Source organism: Pseudomaricurvus sp. (assembly GCF_965662505.1).
Classification (GTDB): domain Bacteria; phylum Pseudomonadota; class Gammaproteobacteria; order Pseudomonadales; family Cellvibrionaceae; genus Pseudomaricurvus.
In genome coordinates, this window is sequence record NZ_CBFIHX010000007.1 from 40,044 (window position 1) to 57,515 (window position 17,472).

The following is a 17,472-nucleotide window of genomic DNA, read 5'->3' on the forward strand; positions in this document are numbered from 1 at the left end:
AGCCATAACGCACCAGTCATCGATAGCGTTCACTGTGGCTTCTAACCACACGCTCTGAAAAGAAGAATCATCAGGAAGAATCTATGTTTCAAGCCAGTATTCGCCATGGAATAATACTAACGGTCGCGGTACTGATCATCTGTGTACTCGGAATAGTGGCCGCCTTCCGCATTCCAATCCAGATGATTCCTGATCTGGAAGTGCGCACCATCAGCGTGGTCACTGGCTGGCCTGGAGCTACGCCGCAGGATATTGAAAAAGAAATCCTGATCGAACAGGAACGCTATCTGCGCACTGTGCCCAATCTGAGTCGCATGACCTCGCGGGGTGAAACCGGCGAAGCCTCGATCGAAATGGAGTTTCCGTTTGGGGTTGATATCAATGAGACTCTGATCGAAGTCAGTAACGCACTGAGCCAGGTACCGTCCTACCCTGAAAACGTCGACCAGCCACGGCTGTTTAGTAGCTCGTTCTCACAAAATGCCTTCATGTATTTCAGCGTCATGACCCTGCCCAACAATCCGTTAGAGCTGGACATGGACATGATGTACGACTTTGTTGATGACCATGTTCGCCCGCGCATGGAACGCGTCACCGGCATTTCAGAAGTGCAGATCCGCGGCGGCTCACAGCGTCAATTACAGATTTTGCTCGATCCTACAAAGCTGGCTCAACGGGGGCTTACGCTCAGCGAAGTTCGCAACGCCATTCGCGGTCGCAACAAAGACACCTCCGCCGGCGACATCGACAGTGGCAAACGCCGCTACCTCATGCGTACCGTGGGACGATTTGAAAGTCCTGCGGAGCTGGAAAACCTGATCCTTACACGCGAAGGGAATGCCAATGTTCGCCTGAAAGATGTCGCCACCGTAAAGCTGGATCACTTTGAAGTACGCAACATTTCCTACACCGGCAATGAACGCACCATCCGGCTGGCAGTCAATCGTGAACCTGGTTCCAACGTCATTCAAATCAAGCAGGATCTGCTGCCCATTGTCGAAGCTATGCAGGACGATTTACTCGCACCCAACGGGCTGCAAATGCAGCTGATCGGTGACGATGTCCGCTATGTACAGGCTTCCATCAAAAACGTCTGGACTAACCTGGCTCTGGGTGCGGCACTGGCCACCCTGGTGCTGTTTTTATTTTTGCGATCTGGCCGCGCCACCATGGTCGGGGTAATGAGCATTCCAATTTGTACCATCGCCGCCTTTATCGGCTTACTGATGTTTGGGCGCACCATCAACGTTATCTCACTCGCCGGTGTGGCCTTTGCCATTGGCATGACCGTGGATAACACCATTGTCGTACTGGAAAGCATTGAACAGGCAAGACGTCGGGGTCTTAACCTACTCGATTCGGCATTGGCCGGCGTCCGAGATGTGTGGCCTGCGGTATTGGCATCATCGCTCACCACCGTATTGGTATTCGCTCCGGTTTTGTTTGTACAGGAAGAAGCCGGCCAGCTGTATTCGGATATCGCCATTGCCATTTCGGCCGCTATTATTGTCTCCATGCTGGTGGCCGTTACCGTTGTGCCATCGGCAAGCTCCCGATTGGGTTTCAGCAGCGCAGTGGCAACTGGCGATACACCACAGGCAGTTCCCCGTGGCAAGATTCTCCACTGGATCAGCAATCTTCTGCAAACCCCACTCCGACGAGGCCTGTGCATTGTGACTACGCTGGTAATGACACTGGGGATCGCAGCCGTCTTTATGCCTCCGGCGGAGTATTTACCGGAAGGGGAAGAACCCAAGGCATTCACTCGAATGATTTCACCACCGGGCTATAATCTGGTGGAAATGGCAAAGATTGGTGATGAAGTTCGTTCCATCATGGTACCGACAATCAATGCCGACCCGACGGCTTTTGATCGCGGCGAAATGCCGATCCCGGCACTGAAATACTTCGCACTGAGTGTCTCCTCTTCCATGATCTGGGTCATGAGCGAACCCGTCCGCGAAGAGGACATCAACCCAATGATGGACTCACTCACCACGCTGTTCCGCAGCTATCCCGGCATGCGTGCTTTCGCCTCCCGCGGTTCGATTATCTCCAGTAACAACGGTGGCACCCGAGCCGTGAATCTGGACATCTCAGGCCCGGACCTGGCACTGCTCTATGCTACAGCGGACGATGCTTATCAACGGGCTGAAGCTCTGTTTGAAAACCCGCAGATTCAATCAGAACCCTCTTCGCTGACTCTTGACCAACCCTTGGTGGAAGTTCGCCCGAACTGGGAGCGCCTGACCGAGTACCAGTACAGCGCTGAGGATTTTGGTTACGCAGTTGCCGCCCTCAGTGATGGTGTCTTTGCCGATGAGTTTTTTCTGGAGGACGACAAGGTCGATATCTTTTTGTTCAGTAGCGCCGGACAGGGACAACAACTGGAAAGGCTGGGTCAACTCCCAGTCATGACACCTTCCGGTACCGTCGTGCCGCTGGAAGCTCTGGCCACCTTGCAGGAAACAGTCGACAGCACATCGGTTCGACGGGTGGACGGCAACCGCACCGTGACACTGCGAATCATTCCTCCCCGCTCTGTGGCTCTGGAAACCGCTGTGGCAAAAGTACAAAACGAGCTGATCCCCAACATGCAGGCTGAAGGCGAAATCAACAACGGCGTGTCAATCGACATATCTGGCGCAGCAGATCAATTAGACGCCACACGAATCGCTCTGACCGAAAATTTTGCGGTAGCTCTACTGATTATTTATCTGCTTTTGGTCGCCATTTTCCACCACTGGGGCTACCCGCTGATCATCCTGACGACCATCCCTCTGGGGCTGGCGGGCGGGCTGGTCGGATTGATCGCCCTCAACGGGGCTGGCTTCCGACAACCTTTCGACATGATCACCATGCTGGGCTTTTTGATTCTGCTGGGCACCGTGGTCAACAACCCCATTCTGATCGTGGATCAAACCCGTAAAAATCTGGAAGCCGCAGCCACTTCTGTTAAAGATGCGGTCATGTCTGCACTCTCCACTCGACTTCGTCCAATATTGATGTCCAGCATGACCACGATATTTGGCCTGGCTCCGCTGGTATTGATTCCGGGCGCCGGCACCGAACTCTATCGCGGAGTAGGCATCGTCGTATTAATGGGTATTTTGTTCTCTACGGTAATCACCCTGACTTTTTTGCCCTGCTTGTTGATGCTGGTATTGAAAGAAAAACACCCGCCGACAGACGGTTCCACCAGGACAGCCTAAAACCGTGGCCTGGCTCACACCCAGGCCCGATTTACATCACATTCATCATGAAGATCTTGTAGACGACACAAGGATGAACTATGAACTTGGCAGGTTTTACGATTAAATAAGCCTCCAAGAGACGATCCGGCCGCGGCTGGCATTAGAGCTGCAGTAAGATACAAGTAACTGCACAAAGGTTACTACTCTTATATTAAGCGCCAAATGATTTTTTGGATCAGCGCAGAGATTTTCGAAAGGATGCCATGAACGAACCTGCCCCCATATCCAGCAACCCATCGTCTGGCCAGCAACCTCCACCCGGCAAGCAAGACACTCGTGACCGTCGTGCGCGCTGGCCTTTTACTGCATCCTTAATTGCCTTCATCTTGCTGAGCACCGTGTTTAGCGGTCTTCTTTGGCTTCAGCATCGCATTCAACAAGCCGATCTGAAACAACTCTACTCGCAAAAACAAGTATTCCAGCAACATCAACTCGACCATTTTACCGAACAGTTCCGACACACCACGCTGACAGCTGTCCAACAATTTATCGACCAGCAAAACCCTGACCTGCCGAACCCTCTGATGCTTCACAACTGGTGGCAACAACACCGCGATCAGGGCTTCCTCTCTGTTACATGGGATAACGGCAATCACACCAGTACCGCTGGCGATGCAGCCATTATGGATCAATATCAGGAATGGTTTGGACTGCCTCATAAAAACGGAGATATTCACAGCCAGGTTCGCTGCTATTCCGATGAATGTGTTGAGCTAACCAAGATCAATGTCGCCCTCCAACCCCGCTCAAGCAACGCCACCACTGAGGGTAACCGTAGCGGGCAGGTGCGTAATGGACAGCTGCGTAATGGACAGCTAAGAGTCGTCAGGGACATTCTTCAACCGCTAGCCATTAACGCTAATTTGGACACACCGGGCCTTGCTGACATTAAGTCTTCAGGGCTACTGCTCACCAAACGTCGTGGTGAGCAAAGCTGGCAATTTCAGTATCTTCAGCTTTCGCAGTCAGAAAACAAGCAAAATGATCATGCTGTCGAATCAGTCTCCAAGCTGCCACTGCCACTGAACAGAGACTTGTCATTGTGGACTAAAATCCAAAAACAGCCTGTCATTACTCAAGAACCGAACTTGATGGCACCGACACGTGGTAGCGTGTGGTCTCTGATTTCTTTTCCCAATGACTACGCTGACAACTTGTACCTTCTGCAACACAGTGAAGCCTCACCATTAGCCTGGCAGCAACACAAAAGCCTGCTGCTGTTAGGTTTGATCTATCTTGGTTTAAGCCTGATTATCAGCTTTATCATCTTTACGACGATTGAGAGATTCAGCCAGCGTCTTCATCGGTACGCCTCCCTGCTGCCCCTTCTGGGCAAGAAGCAATATCAACAGTTACGGGAACAGCTGCGACAAAATCAGAGCAAATATGGAATGGGAGAATTTAACGAGGCAGAGTCTTCGCTCTCCGCCCTCTCTTATCAGCTGGAAACCCAGGAAAAAACCGTCGACATTCGCACTCAGGAAGTCGAGCGTCTGTCTTTGTTTGATCCTCTGACAGGCCTTGCAAACCGACACCTGCTGCAATACGAAATCCAAAGTGACCTGGAGCATCTTGCCCGAAGCCCTCGCGAGAATCTCGTGGCCGTCATTTTACTGGATCTCGATAACTTTAAGCGGATCAATGACTCGCTGGGACATCAACTCGGTGATGTTCTCCTCGAAAAAATGGCCAAGCGTCTGAAAGGCGCAATTCACTCTCTCGGATTGGTAGCCCGACTTGGCGGTGATGAATTTGCGATCCTGTTGCGCTCAGCACGTCGCCCCGAACAATTGCAGGCTCTATCTCAAAAGATTCAGGATTTGGTCCGCAAACCCCTGGTTGTAGACAACACCTCTCTTGTGATCAGTTGCAGTATTGGTGTCTCTACGGCAACCCTTGAAGACACTCCGGAAGATCTGGTGAAACACGCTGAAATTGCCATGTACAAGGCCAAACAAAGCGGCGGCAATGCTCACCGACTGTTCAACTCTCAAATGGCTGCCGAAGCGCACGACAACTTATCGCTGGAAAGTGAACTCCGCCGCGGCTTCGAAGAGAGTGAATTTACGCTCTACTTACAACCCAAAGTAAATATGGATGGCATCATCAAGGGATTTGAATCGCTGGTGCGCTGGGATCATCCGGATCGGGGCACGCTGCCGCCCAGCGAATTCATACCCGCCATGGAAAACATGGGTTTTATCAGCCTGCTGGACAACTGGGTTCTGGAAGCCAGTTTCCGTCAATTAAAGGTGCTTGAGCCCCACTACCCTGACATCATTCTGGCAGTAAACATCTCCTCCACACACTTCACCAAAGAAAGCTTCCTGGTGTTTTTGCACGAATGCCTGCAAAAGTACCCCATTAATCCCAGTCGACTGGAACTGGAAATCACCGAAACTCTACTGATGAAAAACATGAGCGCTGGGCTCGAAGTCATCAAAAAAATCAAAGAGATGGGCGTCCGTATCGCCATTGATGACTTTGGCACCGGCTACTCCTCACTGAGCTACCTGAAAAACCTGCCGGTCGACACACTGAAAATCGATCAGGAATTCATTAAAGACATCCCCGACAGCGAGAGCGACATGCAAATCTCTTCTGTCATCATTTTCCTGGCCAAACAACTTCACTTCTCCGTCGTCGCGGAAGGCGTCGAAACCGCTCAACAACTGTCCTTCCTGAAAGCCAACCACTGCGACCTGGCCCAAGGGTATTTTTTCAGCAAACCAATTCCCGCCCACAAGGCCATTTTGATGCTGGAAAGCGAGCGGATCGATCTCGCTAACACCCGATCCAGATACTAATCCAAGCCTTCACTCCTTCTCATGCAACCTGACTGTTCATGACGTCTAACAACACCAATTAGCACCTTTATAGGTCACAATGCACCACAATGAACACAACCACTCGCACACAAGTTGCCTAGACACCAAAATAAACCATCAGAAATAATCCATTTATGCACCGTTAAAATGCATAAACAGTGTTTTTGACGTAAAAATAAACATAAACACCCTAATCAGCATGCTGGCATCTTCTTTGCAGCCATCCTGCCGTCTGTAGCGCTCCAAGAACGCACTAATACATGACACCGTGATTAAGCGGGCGCCTCAGAGAGCAGCCCATGCATTAAAAAGATGTGCATATAACATCAAAAAAGACTGCAGGTAGATTTATGTTATTTGGCCGCAAAAACCGGAAGCCGATTACCATCCCTCAAAAGAAGGTTGCCGAGTGGAAATACACCACTTGTAACTATTGCTCTACAGGTTGCGCCATTGAAATTGGGCTTAGCGACGAAGGTAAAGTTGTCACCAGCCGAGGGCATGCCGGCGCAGACGTCAACCGTGGCAAACTGTGCATCAAGGGGCTGCTGGAACATGAACTATTTGAATCCCCAGGTCGTGGCACCCGCCCACTGACTCGGGAAAAGTTTCACCAGCCTTTCCAACCAGCTGGATGGGATCAGGCACTGGATTACACCGCCACCAAAATTAAAGAAATTCAGAGCAAGTATGGACGAGACTCTTTCGCAGTCATTTCTACCGGTCAATTACTGACTGAAGAATTCTATACCCTGGGTAAGCTGGTTCGCGGTTGCATTGGCACCAACAACTACGATGGCAACACGACCCTGTGTATGGCATCGGCCGTGTCTGGCTATAAACGCTCTTTTGGCGCCGACGGCCCTCCTGGTTGCTATGGCGACTTCGAGCACACTGAATGCCTGATGGCGTTTGGCTCCAACCTGCCGGAACAACACCCCATCATCTACTGGCGATTAAAAGAAGCGAAAGAAAAACGTAACTTCCCGCTGATCGTGATAGATCCGCGCGTAACCATGCTGGCTCAGTTTGCCGACATTCACCTGCCGATCACTCCGGGTACAGACTGCGTGCTGATCAACTCCATGCTGTACGTTATCTTTAAAGAAGGCCTGGAAGATCGCGCTTATCTGGAAGCTCACACCAATAACCTGGCGGAATTGGAAGCACTGGTCACCACCGAGCGCTACAACCCGATTCACGCACAGCACGAGTGTGGCATTGATGAAGACCGCATTCGTACTGTGGCCCGCCTGTACGCAAAAGCCAAGTCCGCCATGTCCATCTGGACGATGGGGATCAACCAGAGCACACACGGCTCTGACGGCGTGGCCAACATCAACAACCTGAATCTGTGTACCGGCAACATCGGTATCCCAGGCGGTACCAGCCTGTCCATCACCGGCCAATGTAACGCCATGGGGACTCGTGAATGGTCGTCCTGTTCCGGCCTGCCCGGTTACCGGGCACTGGAAAAAGAAGATCATCGCCAGGAAATCGCGGACTTTTGGGGTATCGATCCCGAGTTTTTCCCGAAACAACGCGGCCTGACCGAAACCGACATCTTTCCAGCAATTGAAACTGGCGAGATCAAAGGTCTCTGGCTGGTGGCTACCAACCCCATGACCTCAATGCCCAACACACCACGCATACGCAAGGCGATGGAGAAGCTGGAATTTCTGGTGGTTCAGGATTGCTACGAGGACGTGGAAACCAATCAATACTCCCACGTATACCTGCCAGCTTCCGTTTGGGCTGAAAAAGAAGGTTGTCACACTAACACCGAACGCCGGGTGAATCTGGTACGCAACGCCCTGCCCACTTACGCCGAGTCCAAACCAGACTTCTGGATTTTCAATGAAATGGCCAAGCGCTTTGATAACGGCCACGTTATCCACTTCCCGGAAACACCGGAAGGCGCTTTCGAAGAAATGAAGACATTGTCTGTCGGCACAGATCGTACACTGGACATTTCTGGCATGACCTACGACAAGATCGAACAGGCCCGAGGTATCCAGTGGCCCTATCGTGCCAGCAAAGAGGGCCGCAAGGGTCAGGAAGGCCTGAAAGGCGATCCCCGCCTTTACACCGATGGCAAATTCCAGACTCCGAACGGCAAGGCCAATCTGATCTGCGTAGACTTCGTTAACAACAACGAACAGCCCTGTGACGAGTACCCGTTCTGGCTCAACAGTGGCCGCGTAGTGGAACACTTCCATACCCGTACCCGTACCGGCAAGATCGGCAACTGTAATAAATACAGTCCAACGCCCTACATGGAAATGAACCCCGATGCCGCCGAAGAACTGGGGGTTAAGCATCAGGAGTATGTTCGTCTGACTTCTCGCCGCGGGGATGCCGTGGTGATGGTGCAGCTGACTCACCGTGTTGCCCGCAACGCGGTCTTTATCCCTTTCCATTTCCACGACTGCGTCAACCGGCTGACGCTGGGACTGCTTGATCCCTATTCTCGTCAACCTGCTTTTAAGCAGTGCTCTGCACGTATCGAGAAAGTAGATCAAAAAGAAGCCGCACGCCTGAACGCCGAACGTCGCGCGTTTTAATCCAGGGGAATAGAGATGAACGATCAATTGAAAGAAAGCACACTAGAACCGGCTAACACAGTAGACGTGGTTGAGGTTTTTGATCCCCGCGAAATGAAGCCGGTTGTCAAACCTGAAGTGGCCGCCTCTGCCAGCCACTGGGAACTGCGAACTCAGGAACAGCCTTACGCGTTTCTGAGTGATAAGAAAGTGGACGACGCCAACCGCTATGGCCAGAAGATCGATCTTGTGGACCTGACCGGCTTGCCTGCGAATCGCTCCATGTACATCAATGAAAACCCGGACGTCGGTGTTAATCCCAACCGTAACAAGCAGCACGGCTTTTTCTTTACCGCCGACAACTGCATCGGCTGCCACGCCTGCGAGGCGGCCTGTAGCGAAAAGAACGAAAACCCCGCACATTTAGCCTTCCGTTCCGTCGGCTATGTCGAAGGTGGCAGCTACCCGGATTACAAGCGCATGAACATTTCCATGGCCTGTAACCACTGCGACAACCCGGTCTGCTTAAAAGGCTGTCCAACCCGCGCCTACACCAAACACGCGGAATACGGCGCTGTATTGCAAGATCCGGAAACCTGTTTCGGCTGCGGTTATTGCACCTGGGTCTGCCCGTACAATGCCCCACAACTGGATCCAATCAAGGGTCAGGTATCCAAGTGCAACATGTGTGTAGACCGCCTCGAAGTGGGTCTCAAGCCTTCCTGCGTCTCCGCCTGTGTGGGTAACGCTTTGGACTTCGGCGTCATTGAAAACGTGCCGGAAAATCGTGAGCAAGCTAAAGTATCTATTCCTGGTTTCCCAACACCGGAAATCACGCATCCGAACATTCGCTTCCAGCAAACCCGCACCATGCCGGATGAGATGAAGCGTACCGATTCCATGCCCCTGAAGTACCACAAAGAAGACGACGGCACCTACACGCCGATGGTCGATCAGAAGAAAGGCAAGGAGAAGTTTTGGAGCTTTGAGCGTCTGAGTTCTCGGGAAAACCCTCTGGTGCTGTTTACTCTCGCCATGCAGGCTGTGATGGGTGCTTTTGCACTGACCTTCCTGGGTGATCAATTCAATATTGAAGTCCTGAGCCAGTTCAAAGCCAGCAGCCTGTATGTTCCACTCCTGATTGCCTGTCTGGTGGTCGGTGCTGCCGGTAACTTCATGTCAGCCATGCATTTGGGCAAACCCCATCGCTTTTATCGCGGCTTTAACAACCTGCGCCACTCGCCTATGTCTCGCGAGATTCTGGGTGTAGCAGGCTTTATGAGCACGCTGGGGCTGCATATTTTGTTCTCGTTACCGACTAACAGTATCTTCCAATCACTGTACAGCGCCGTGATCGGCAGCGACGTCAGCAATTTGATTTCACTGGAAACGTCTGCATCCATTGCCACCGTGTTCGGTTATCTCTGTATTACGTTCACGCTGTTTGCGCTCTATTACATGACCCGTTGCTACCGTATTGAAGCCCGTCCGTTCTGGAACCACTACCAGGTGAGCACCTCGTTTGTCGGCAACCTGATGTCTCTGGGCTCACTGTTGGGTGGTGGCGTCCTGGTTGCCACTTTGATGTTCAGTGGTTTGGAGTATCAAGCGGCTCTGGTCATCTGCGGTTCACTGGTCACATTGGGCATTGCACTGGAAGGTTTAGGATTGATCGGCCACCATCGCGACATGTCCAAAGCCAGCCACGAGGGTGCAGCGTCTCATTACATTCAGTGCACAACATTCGGCAAGACTTACATCCTGCGCAACACACTGTTAAGCATCAATCTGCTGGCTGCCCTGTCACTAACAGCAGGCGCCTATACAGGAGCCTTTGACGGAGTTCTGGCGCTAGTCGGCTGGGGAGTGGTAGGCATCACTCTGATCATGACCAGCCTGATTGGCCGCGCCCTGTTTTACGTACTTGTGGTTCCCACCACCATGCCTGGCGCCTTTTTCTGGAAGAACAAAGGCTTTGAAGAGCATGCACGGGATATCGGTCTGGCAAACATGCCTCAAGTGGGTGTGGTTCCGGACCTGCACTAACACCTGCACCAACCAGTGCATCATCTTCACTCGAGCCTTGCGTTAACCGCCTGTGAGACAGGCGGTTAACGCTTTATACTACCCTCCTCTTTTCACATTTCATTTTACATTCAAGATGCGTGCGCCATGACTTTAAACGACCTGCTTAATAAAACCTGCCTCATTGGCCTCAGCTACTTTGATCTGGATGGCGAACTGCTCAAGCAGTCTCAGCTATGCGGCACCGTGATCAGTGCCGATGAGGAAGAGGGAATCTCCATTAGATTACAAGGCAAAGAAGCAACGCAGGGCGATAAAGATCCAGTATTTATTCTGCCACCCACACTCACGGCCTGGTTTACAGCTCCTCCGGGGCATTACAAAAACCCCGAAAGCGGTGTCGATATTGAGAACCCTGACTATCTGGTGACCTGGGATATTTACAAAACGAAAAAAGATACGCCGGAAGGCGAACATGAATGGTGGGAATGGGTGCCGCGCACGGCACCACCACAGGTAGGTTAAACATATCCCGGCATTTAACTGACGGCTCAATGTAAGGTCTGTTACTAGACCTTCTACAACACTTTCTACAACACCTTCCCGACAGATTCTGCCAGGTAAGGCAAGTTTTGTTGATTGATACCTGCCAAATTAATCCGGCTGGAGCCCACCATATAGACACTGAACTCGGTTTTCAGACGTTCAACCTGAGTTTCACTCAACCCCAAAAATGAAAACATTCCCCGCTGTTGAGGAATAAAACTGAAATCGCCATAAGGAGCTAAAGCCGCGGACAAGTCCTGACGTAACTGCTTGATGCGCACACGCATCTCAGCCACCTCGCCCTCCCACTGCTGACGCAGCGCGGAATCGGTCAGGATCGTGGCGACCAATGCCGCACCGTGGGACGGTGGCATGGAGTAGATTCCCCGGGCAATACTTTGCATTTGCCCAAACGTATTGGCTGCCGCAACCGACGTGTTGCCCATAACAGACAGGGCTCCGACGCGTTCACGATAAAGCCCGAAATTTTTCGAGCACGAACTGGCAACCACCAATTCAGGTACAGAGCCTGCGAGCAGGCGTAAACCCTGAGCGTCGTCTTCCAGACCATCCCCAAACCCCTGATAGGCAAGATCGACAAACGGTGTAAAACCGTGCCTATTGGCAAGATCTGCAATCTGCTGCCAATCGTCCAGAGTTAAATCGGTTCCACAAGGGTTGTGACAACAACCGTGTAATAACACCAGGTCACCTGCAGGCACTTCCGCCAGGCAGGCCATCATGCCATCTCGGTCGATACTTTGGGTGGCAGGATCATAGTAAGGATATTCTTTGATTTTAAGACCGGCACTGCTCAACAACGGAATGTGATTCGCCCAGGTAGGACGGCTCACCCAGATGGTCGCTCCTGGTTTGGATTTATTAATCAGCTCAGCCGCAACCCTCAACGCACCGCAACCACCCGGCGTTTGCAGAGTCTGCACCCGTTCAAGCTGAGCTGAGTCTGCGCCAAAAATCAGTTGGGCTATTGTGCCATTGAAGACATCATTCCCGGCAGGCCCCTCATACGCCTTGGTGGTTTCCTGCTCGTGACAGCGACGCTGAGCCGCGGTGACACTCGCTAAAACGGGCGTATTGCCCGCTTCATCTTTGTACACACCCACCCCCAGATCCACTTTCTGGGGGTTATTGTCCTGTTTATAGGCCAGTGACAGCCCCAGAATGGGATCCGTTGGTAATGGCTCGAACCGCTCAAACATGGATATTCCTCGATTGCACTGCAGAATTTCTGGTGACGCATTATATAACCCGTCAAACCTGTAAAGCCGTGCATTATAAAGAAAACTGCGGCTCGGATTGAAGGACTGAAATTGAAACCTATAATGTCTTAATAGCCAACCAGATTCCAACCCTAACAACGCCCTGGGCTATAACAAGGATATGACTATGTCAGATGCACACCAGCTTGACGATTTCGACATGAAAATCCTCAAAGCCCTTCAGGAAAACGCCGATTATTCGATGAATGAACTGGGTGATCTCGTCGGGTTGTCACACACTCCCTGCTGGAGAAGAATTAAGCGACTAGAGGCCGAAGGTTTCATCAAAGGCAAGGTAACCTTGCTGGACGCATCTCGATTGAACCTGAGCGTGACAGTGCATGCCTCTGTGATTGTGAAAGAACACAATAGCGAGGCACTTGAAGCCTTTGAGGCTTCTGTACATACGGTTAAAGAAATTGTTGAGTGCTATTCAACCACAGGTGAAAAAGATTACTTGCTGAGAGTCGTTGTCAACAGCGTCGAGCACTACGAGAAACTCCTGAAACATACACTGTTGCATCTGCCCAATGTCGCCTCGGTACACTCCACATTTGCTCTAAAAGCCGTGAAATACACCACGGCCCTGCCTCTCGACTCTGCTGCTCAGCGCTGACGAGATGCAACCCTGTCTGACAGTTGCTGCATCACTGAAGACAGGGTCTCCTCCAGAGACAATCCCCCGCAATTTACCGTGATATCCGCGTATTGCCTGTACAGCTGGCATCGCTCTTCAAATAAAGATTCAAAGCTTTGATCCGGACGCTTGGCGATCCCTCGGGAATCATAATCCTTGATCCGTCTCCGCAACTCATTCAGGGCCACATCCAGATACACCACAGGACCATAAGTCTTCAGATGCGCCATGCCTTTTTCGCTGTACACCGCGCTACCGCCGGTGGCGACAATATGATTTGCAAAATCACATTCCAGAAGCGTCTCTTCTTCCAGTCGACGCAGCGCCAGATACCCTTCCGCATCCAGCACTTCCTGCAAAGTCGCATGTGCTCTTAGCTGTATCAGCAGATCCGTATCCACAAAGTCTTTAGCGAGCGATTTAGCCAGCATCACACCGAGTGTGCTTTTTCCTGCACCGGGCATTCCAACTAAAATGATGCTTTCTTTTGACCCGCTGTCTTTTAACTCATTATCTGACATTCTGTTAACTCATCTACCTGATATGGAGGCACACGCTCATTCATTTGTAACAATTATAACGAAAACAAGGGGTTAACGATAAGTCAGCTGACACAGTCGAAACCCATTCGACATTTCACTCAAAAAGTGGCTAAGAAATACTTTGCAACCGAAAAATCTGCTGCTAGTCTCGTAAGTGAGAGATTCAGGTTTTGTACCTGTGCACTGATATGTGATCCTGTTTCTCCTGATAAGTCATGTTCGACACTTGGAGTGCTTACTGCGGTGTAGAAGGTGGCTTTCAGTAAGATTAGTTGGTCAGTTAGAAGACGCTCAAGTATTTATGTATCTGGTTTTTATGATAGACCCGTCAAATTGCCGTCCGGCACTTTCCAGTTCCGCGCATCCTTGCCTTGCCCGTCATAAACCCGCCTGGATTTCTTTGCTCAATCCCTTTCGGGGGTCCTTTTAAAACAGTTCGAGAATTTAAGTTATGTCAACAACGCACACTGGACAAGTGAAATGGTTTAATGAATCCAAAGGGTTTGGTTTTATTGAGCAGGAATCCGGTCCCGACGTATTTGTTCACTTTAGCGCCATCCAGGGCTCTGGCTTTAAGACCCTTGCTGAAGGCCAAAAAGTTTCTTTCAATGTCACCGATGGTCAAAAAGGCCCCCAAGCCGAAAATGTCGTTGCGGATTAGTATCCTGCTCTGACGAAAAGAAGCTCTGTTTCCTATTGATGACTCACGTACAAATAGTGACTCTGGTACAGAGCTTCTTTTTTGGTGTTTTCGCTTTTTCGGCCTTCACCTTACAAACGCAGCTAACGAGCTTAGACGTTACTGACACGCTAAATCGCTATTTGCTGTTGATCGCTGCAAGCATCTTTTCCACGGCATTCATATGCTCGGGATTGTTGTGGCATACCCCCTGAAAAACCGCGCATAAATCCAAAAAGTCTGGCAGCTGTTGACGCTGTGCCATCTGCATTAACCGCTTGGTCATGCGAACCGCATGCGCCGGTTTCGATGCCATTTCCTGCGCTAGTTCATTCGCACGAGACATCAAATCCTCCGGCGGCAAAACCTCCAGTACGACGCCGTACTCCAACGCTTCTTCTGCGGAAATCACTCGTCCAGTAAAAGTTAGCTCGGCTGCGCGCTGATAACCGATCAGTCGCTGCATAAACCAGGCTCCGCCATCGCCTGGGATGATACCCAGATTAATAAAGGTTTCCCCAAATTTGGCTTTCGATGAGGCCAGACGAATGTCACACATATTCGCCAGATCAAATCCGGCTCCAATAGCCGCGCCATTGACGGCAGCAATCACAGGGACTTCGACTTTATTCATCGCCAAAGGAATCCGTTGAATACCCTGCCGATAGAGTTCTGCCTGAGCCTCCACATCACCGGAGAAATCGCCTTCGCGATTGGCCATGTCTTTAATATTTCCACCGGCTGAAAAAGCACTCCCTTCGCCGGTGAGCACCAACACGGAGATGGCTTTATTGCGATTGACCCAGTCTGTCACTGCAATAATATCGTCCGCCAACTGGGTGCCGGTCAATGCATTGCGCACATCGTGGCGCTGCATAGTGAAGGTTGCCACAGCTCCCTCAACCGTTAGGCTGGCATCTTTCAGTTCAGGTTGTTCCATTTGGGTATCTCCCGATTTCAGTTTTTCGTTTCTAATTTAGTTTCTTATAGTGAAAGCCCTGACAGCAAAAAGCCACTCATAGGAGTGGCTTTTTGCTCAGTGTCGGATGCGCTTCGAATAGCGAATCGTACACCTTGTTACTCGCAGCGCTCAAACAGTGCTGCAATACCCTGACCACCGCCAATGCACATGGTCACGACAGCGTATTTACCGCCGATACGCTCCAACTCGTACAGAGCTTTAACGGTGATAATTGCACCGGTAGCGCCAACCGGGTGACCCAGAGAAATACCGGAACCGTTTGGATTAACCTTCTCCATAGGCAGCCCCAGATCTTTAGCCACGGCCAGAGCCTGAGCTGCAAACGCTTCGTTCACTTCCCAGGTATCAATATCATCAACGGTCAGGCCAGCTTTATCCAGTAGTTTACGTACCGCAGGGATTGGACCAATACCCATGTATTTCGGCTCAACGCCGGCAAAGGCGTATCCTTTCAGTTTAGCCATAGGCTTCAATCCGCGAGCAGCAGCGGCTTCAGAATCCATCATGACCATGGCTGCAGCCGCATCATTCAGACCGGAGGCATTACCCGCTGTTACGGAGCCATCTTTCTTGAACACCGGACGCAGCTTGCCCATGTCTTCTGCTTTCGCATCAAAGCGCACATGCTCATCTTCGGCAAACTGCACAGGACCTTTGCGGGATTTCAGTTCTACCGGCAGAATCTGACTTTCGAAGTACTTGTTCTCTGTGGCGTTCTGGGCACGATTGTGACTCAGTGCTGCCAACTCATCCTGTTCGTCACGGCTGATGCCCCACTTCTCAGCGACGTTCTCAGCGGTGATGCCCATGTGGTAGTTTTCCATCGGACAAGTCAAAGCACCAGTCATCGCATCTACCATCTCAGCATCCCCCATACGGGCGCCCCAGCGAGCTTTTGGCAACCAGTAAGGCACACGGCTCATGGATTCTGCACCACCGGCAACAACGGCTTCCTCATCGCCCAGTAACACCAACTGAGCAGCAGAAATCACGGCTTGCAGACCAGAGCCACAGAGGCGGTTAACCGTCAGTGCAGGAGTCGACTCTGGCAGTCCGCCCTTAAGACCTGATACACGACTCATGTACATGTCACGACGATCAGAGTGAGTCACGTTGCCCATGGTGATATGACCGATGTCTTCGGGCTTCAGGCCTGAACGCTCAACGGCTTCTTTCACCACCATACCGCCCAGATCTGTGGGGGGAATATCTTTCAGGCTACCGCCGAAGGTACCAATGGCAGTGCGCACACCGCTTAGAATGACGACTTCACGTTGACTCATCTCTTACACCTCTATTTGGGTTATGTTTAATCTATCCGGGCAATGGGACATCTCCGAACCATCAGCCCCAGATATACATATTGATGTTCTGCGGGCGAGTATACCGCAAAATTCAAACAACTGTTTAACTGTTCAGTTTTAAAGCTCCGAAACCACCCCTTGTTTGGCCAATATCGCCAACTCCTCTTTCCCGAGCCCCAAAATACTCTCCAGAACTTCCTGGTTATGACTGCCGACGTCTCCGCCCGGCCACTGAGTCCGCCCGGGCGTTTGGCTTAACTTGGGCAAAATCGCCGGGATGTCCAGCGGTTTGCCGTCAATTTCAACCCGCTCAAACATACCACGAGCCTGATAATGGGGGTCGTTAAACATATCCTCGACACTGTAAATCGGCCCCGCTGGCACACGCTGCTCTTCCATCACCGCAAGAATGTCTGACAACTCATGAGTCATGCACCACTGAGCCAGCACTTCATCAATTTCGGCCTCGTGCTCAACCCTGCCGGCATTGGTGGCCAATCGAGGATCGGCGCTCAGGTCTTCCCGTCCGACACCAATCATCAGCCGCTGAAAAATGGAATCGCCATTGCCTCCGATCACCACGTATTTACCGCCTTTGCAGCGGTAGGTATTGGTGGGAACAATCCCCGTTAATGTGGTACCGGAAGGCTCACGAACCACACCAGCCCCGGAGAACTCAGGCACCACCGCTTCCATCAGGTTGAACATGGACTCATACAGCGCCACATCCACCACCTGCCCGGCACTGTTACCTTTCTCTTTGCCCAGCAGAGCCATAACAATACCCAGTACCGCATGGATACCTGAAATGGTGTCACCAATGCTCAGATTGGGGCGAACTGGCGCCTGCCC

At 51.4% G+C, this 17,472-nt stretch carries 12 protein-coding genes; 7 read left to right on the forward strand and 5 right to left on the reverse strand.

Going from position 1 to position 17,472, the window contains the following annotated elements:
* Positions 1–83: 83 nt before the first annotated feature.
* The 5 genes from ACTG33_RS01850 to ACTG33_RS01870 all read left to right on the forward strand — a co-directional run bounded on the left by ACTG33_RS01850 (position 84) and on the right by ACTG33_RS01870 (position 11,175).
* Entirely contained in the window at positions 84–3,212 is a 3,129-nt protein-coding gene (locus tag ACTG33_RS01850) for an efflux RND transporter permease subunit (RefSeq protein WP_439133471.1), read from the forward strand.
* A gap of 245 nt (positions 3,213–3,457) precedes the next feature.
* Entirely contained in the window at positions 3,458–6,061 is a 2,604-nt protein-coding gene (locus tag ACTG33_RS01855; protein ID WP_439133472.1) for a putative bifunctional diguanylate cyclase/phosphodiesterase, read from the forward strand.
* Positions 6,062–6,432: 371 nt separating this feature from the next.
* Positions 6,433–8,646, forward strand: coding sequence for a molybdopterin oxidoreductase family protein (locus ACTG33_RS01860; protein ID WP_439133473.1), 2,214 nt, complete (start codon positions 6,433–6,435; stop codon positions 8,644–8,646).
* Positions 8,647–8,661: 15 nt separating this feature from the next.
* Entirely contained in the window at positions 8,662–10,671 is a 2,010-nt protein-coding gene (locus ACTG33_RS01865; protein ID WP_439133474.1) for a DmsC/YnfH family molybdoenzyme membrane anchor subunit, read from the forward strand.
* Positions 10,672–10,797: 126 nt separating this feature from the next.
* Positions 10,798–11,175 carry a hypothetical protein gene (locus ACTG33_RS01870; protein ID WP_439133475.1) on the forward strand — a complete coding sequence of 126 codons (378 nt, stop codon included), beginning with the start codon at positions 10,798–10,800 and terminating at the stop codon, positions 11,173–11,175.
* Positions 11,176–11,240: 65 nt separating this feature from the next.
* Here ACTG33_RS01870 and ACTG33_RS01875 read toward each other — a convergent pair whose 3' ends face one another.
* Complete coding sequence (locus tag ACTG33_RS01875; RefSeq protein ID WP_439133476.1) at positions 11,241–12,416, reverse strand: aromatic amino acid transaminase; 1,176 nt, start codon at positions 12,414–12,416, stop codon at positions 11,241–11,243.
* A 187-nt stretch (positions 12,417–12,603) separates the two neighbouring features.
* Between ACTG33_RS01875 and ACTG33_RS01880 the strand changes: the two genes are divergently transcribed.
* Positions 12,604–13,092 (forward strand): Lrp/AsnC family transcriptional regulator, encoded by a 489-nt coding sequence (locus tag ACTG33_RS01880; protein ID WP_439133477.1) that lies wholly within the window; start codon positions 12,604–12,606, stop codon positions 13,090–13,092.
* Here ACTG33_RS01880 and ACTG33_RS01885 read toward each other — a convergent pair.
* Entirely contained in the window at positions 13,083–13,634 is a 552-nt protein-coding gene (locus ACTG33_RS01885; protein ID WP_439133478.1) for a shikimate kinase, read from the reverse strand. The genes ACTG33_RS01880 and ACTG33_RS01885 overlap by 10 nt on opposite strands.
* A 472-nt stretch (positions 13,635–14,106) precedes the next feature.
* Between ACTG33_RS01885 and ACTG33_RS01890 the strand changes: the two genes are divergently transcribed.
* Positions 14,107–14,316, forward strand: a complete 210-nt coding sequence (locus ACTG33_RS01890) for a cold-shock protein (protein ID WP_439133479.1) — start codon at positions 14,107–14,109, stop codon at positions 14,314–14,316.
* 157 nt (positions 14,317–14,473) lie between these two features.
* Here the strand turns inward: ACTG33_RS01890 and ACTG33_RS01895 are convergent, their stop codons facing one another.
* The 3 genes from ACTG33_RS01895 to ACTG33_RS01905 all read right to left on the reverse strand — a co-directional run.
* On the reverse strand, positions 14,474–15,274 hold the full coding sequence (locus ACTG33_RS01895) for an enoyl-CoA hydratase-related protein (RefSeq protein WP_439133480.1): 801 nt from the start codon (positions 15,272–15,274) through the stop codon (positions 14,474–14,476).
* Between the two features lie 137 nt (positions 15,275–15,411).
* Positions 15,412–16,599 carry an acetyl-CoA C-acyltransferase family protein gene (locus ACTG33_RS01900; protein WP_439133481.1) on the reverse strand — a complete coding sequence of 396 codons (1,188 nt, stop codon included), beginning with the start codon at positions 16,597–16,599 and terminating at the stop codon, positions 15,412–15,414.
* A gap of 138 nt (positions 16,600–16,737) precedes the next feature.
* Positions 16,738–17,472: CaiB/BaiF CoA transferase family protein (locus ACTG33_RS01905; RefSeq protein ID WP_439133482.1), on the reverse strand; the 735-nt coding region annotated here is incomplete at its 5' end.

What these genes read in the sequence shown, in the direction of transcription:
- ACTG33_RS01880 (WP_439133477.1), top strand. Translation starts at nt 12,604, where the DNA reads ATGTCAGATGCACACCAGCTTGACGATTTCGACATGAAAATCCTCAAA.
- ACTG33_RS01860 (WP_439133473.1), top strand. Translation starts at nt 6,433, where the DNA reads ATGTTATTTGGCCGCAAAAACCGGAAGCCGATTACCATCCCTCAAAAG.
- ACTG33_RS01895 (WP_439133480.1), bottom strand. Translation starts at nt 15,274, where the DNA reads ATGGAACAACCTGAACTGAAAGATGCCAGCCTAACGGTTGAGGGAGCT.
- ACTG33_RS01875 (WP_439133476.1), bottom strand. Translation starts at nt 12,416, where the DNA reads ATGTTTGAGCGGTTCGAGCCATTACCAACGGATCCCATTCTGGGGCTG.
- ACTG33_RS01865 (WP_439133474.1), top strand. Translation starts at nt 8,662, where the DNA reads ATGAACGATCAATTGAAAGAAAGCACACTAGAACCGGCTAACACAGTA.
- ACTG33_RS01890 (WP_439133479.1), top strand. Translation starts at nt 14,107, where the DNA reads ATGTCAACAACGCACACTGGACAAGTGAAATGGTTTAATGAATCCAAA.
- ACTG33_RS01900 (WP_439133481.1), bottom strand. Translation starts at nt 16,599, where the DNA reads ATGAGTCAACGTGAAGTCGTCATTCTAAGCGGTGTGCGCACTGCCATT.
- ACTG33_RS01855 (WP_439133472.1), top strand. Translation starts at nt 3,458, where the DNA reads ATGAACGAACCTGCCCCCATATCCAGCAACCCATCGTCTGGCCAGCAA.
- ACTG33_RS01870 (WP_439133475.1), top strand. Translation starts at nt 10,798, where the DNA reads ATGACTTTAAACGACCTGCTTAATAAAACCTGCCTCATTGGCCTCAGC.
- ACTG33_RS01850 (WP_439133471.1), top strand. Translation starts at nt 84, where the DNA reads ATGTTTCAAGCCAGTATTCGCCATGGAATAATACTAACGGTCGCGGTA.
- ACTG33_RS01885 (WP_439133478.1), bottom strand. Translation starts at nt 13,634, where the DNA reads ATGTCAGATAATGAGTTAAAAGACAGCGGGTCAAAAGAAAGCATCATT.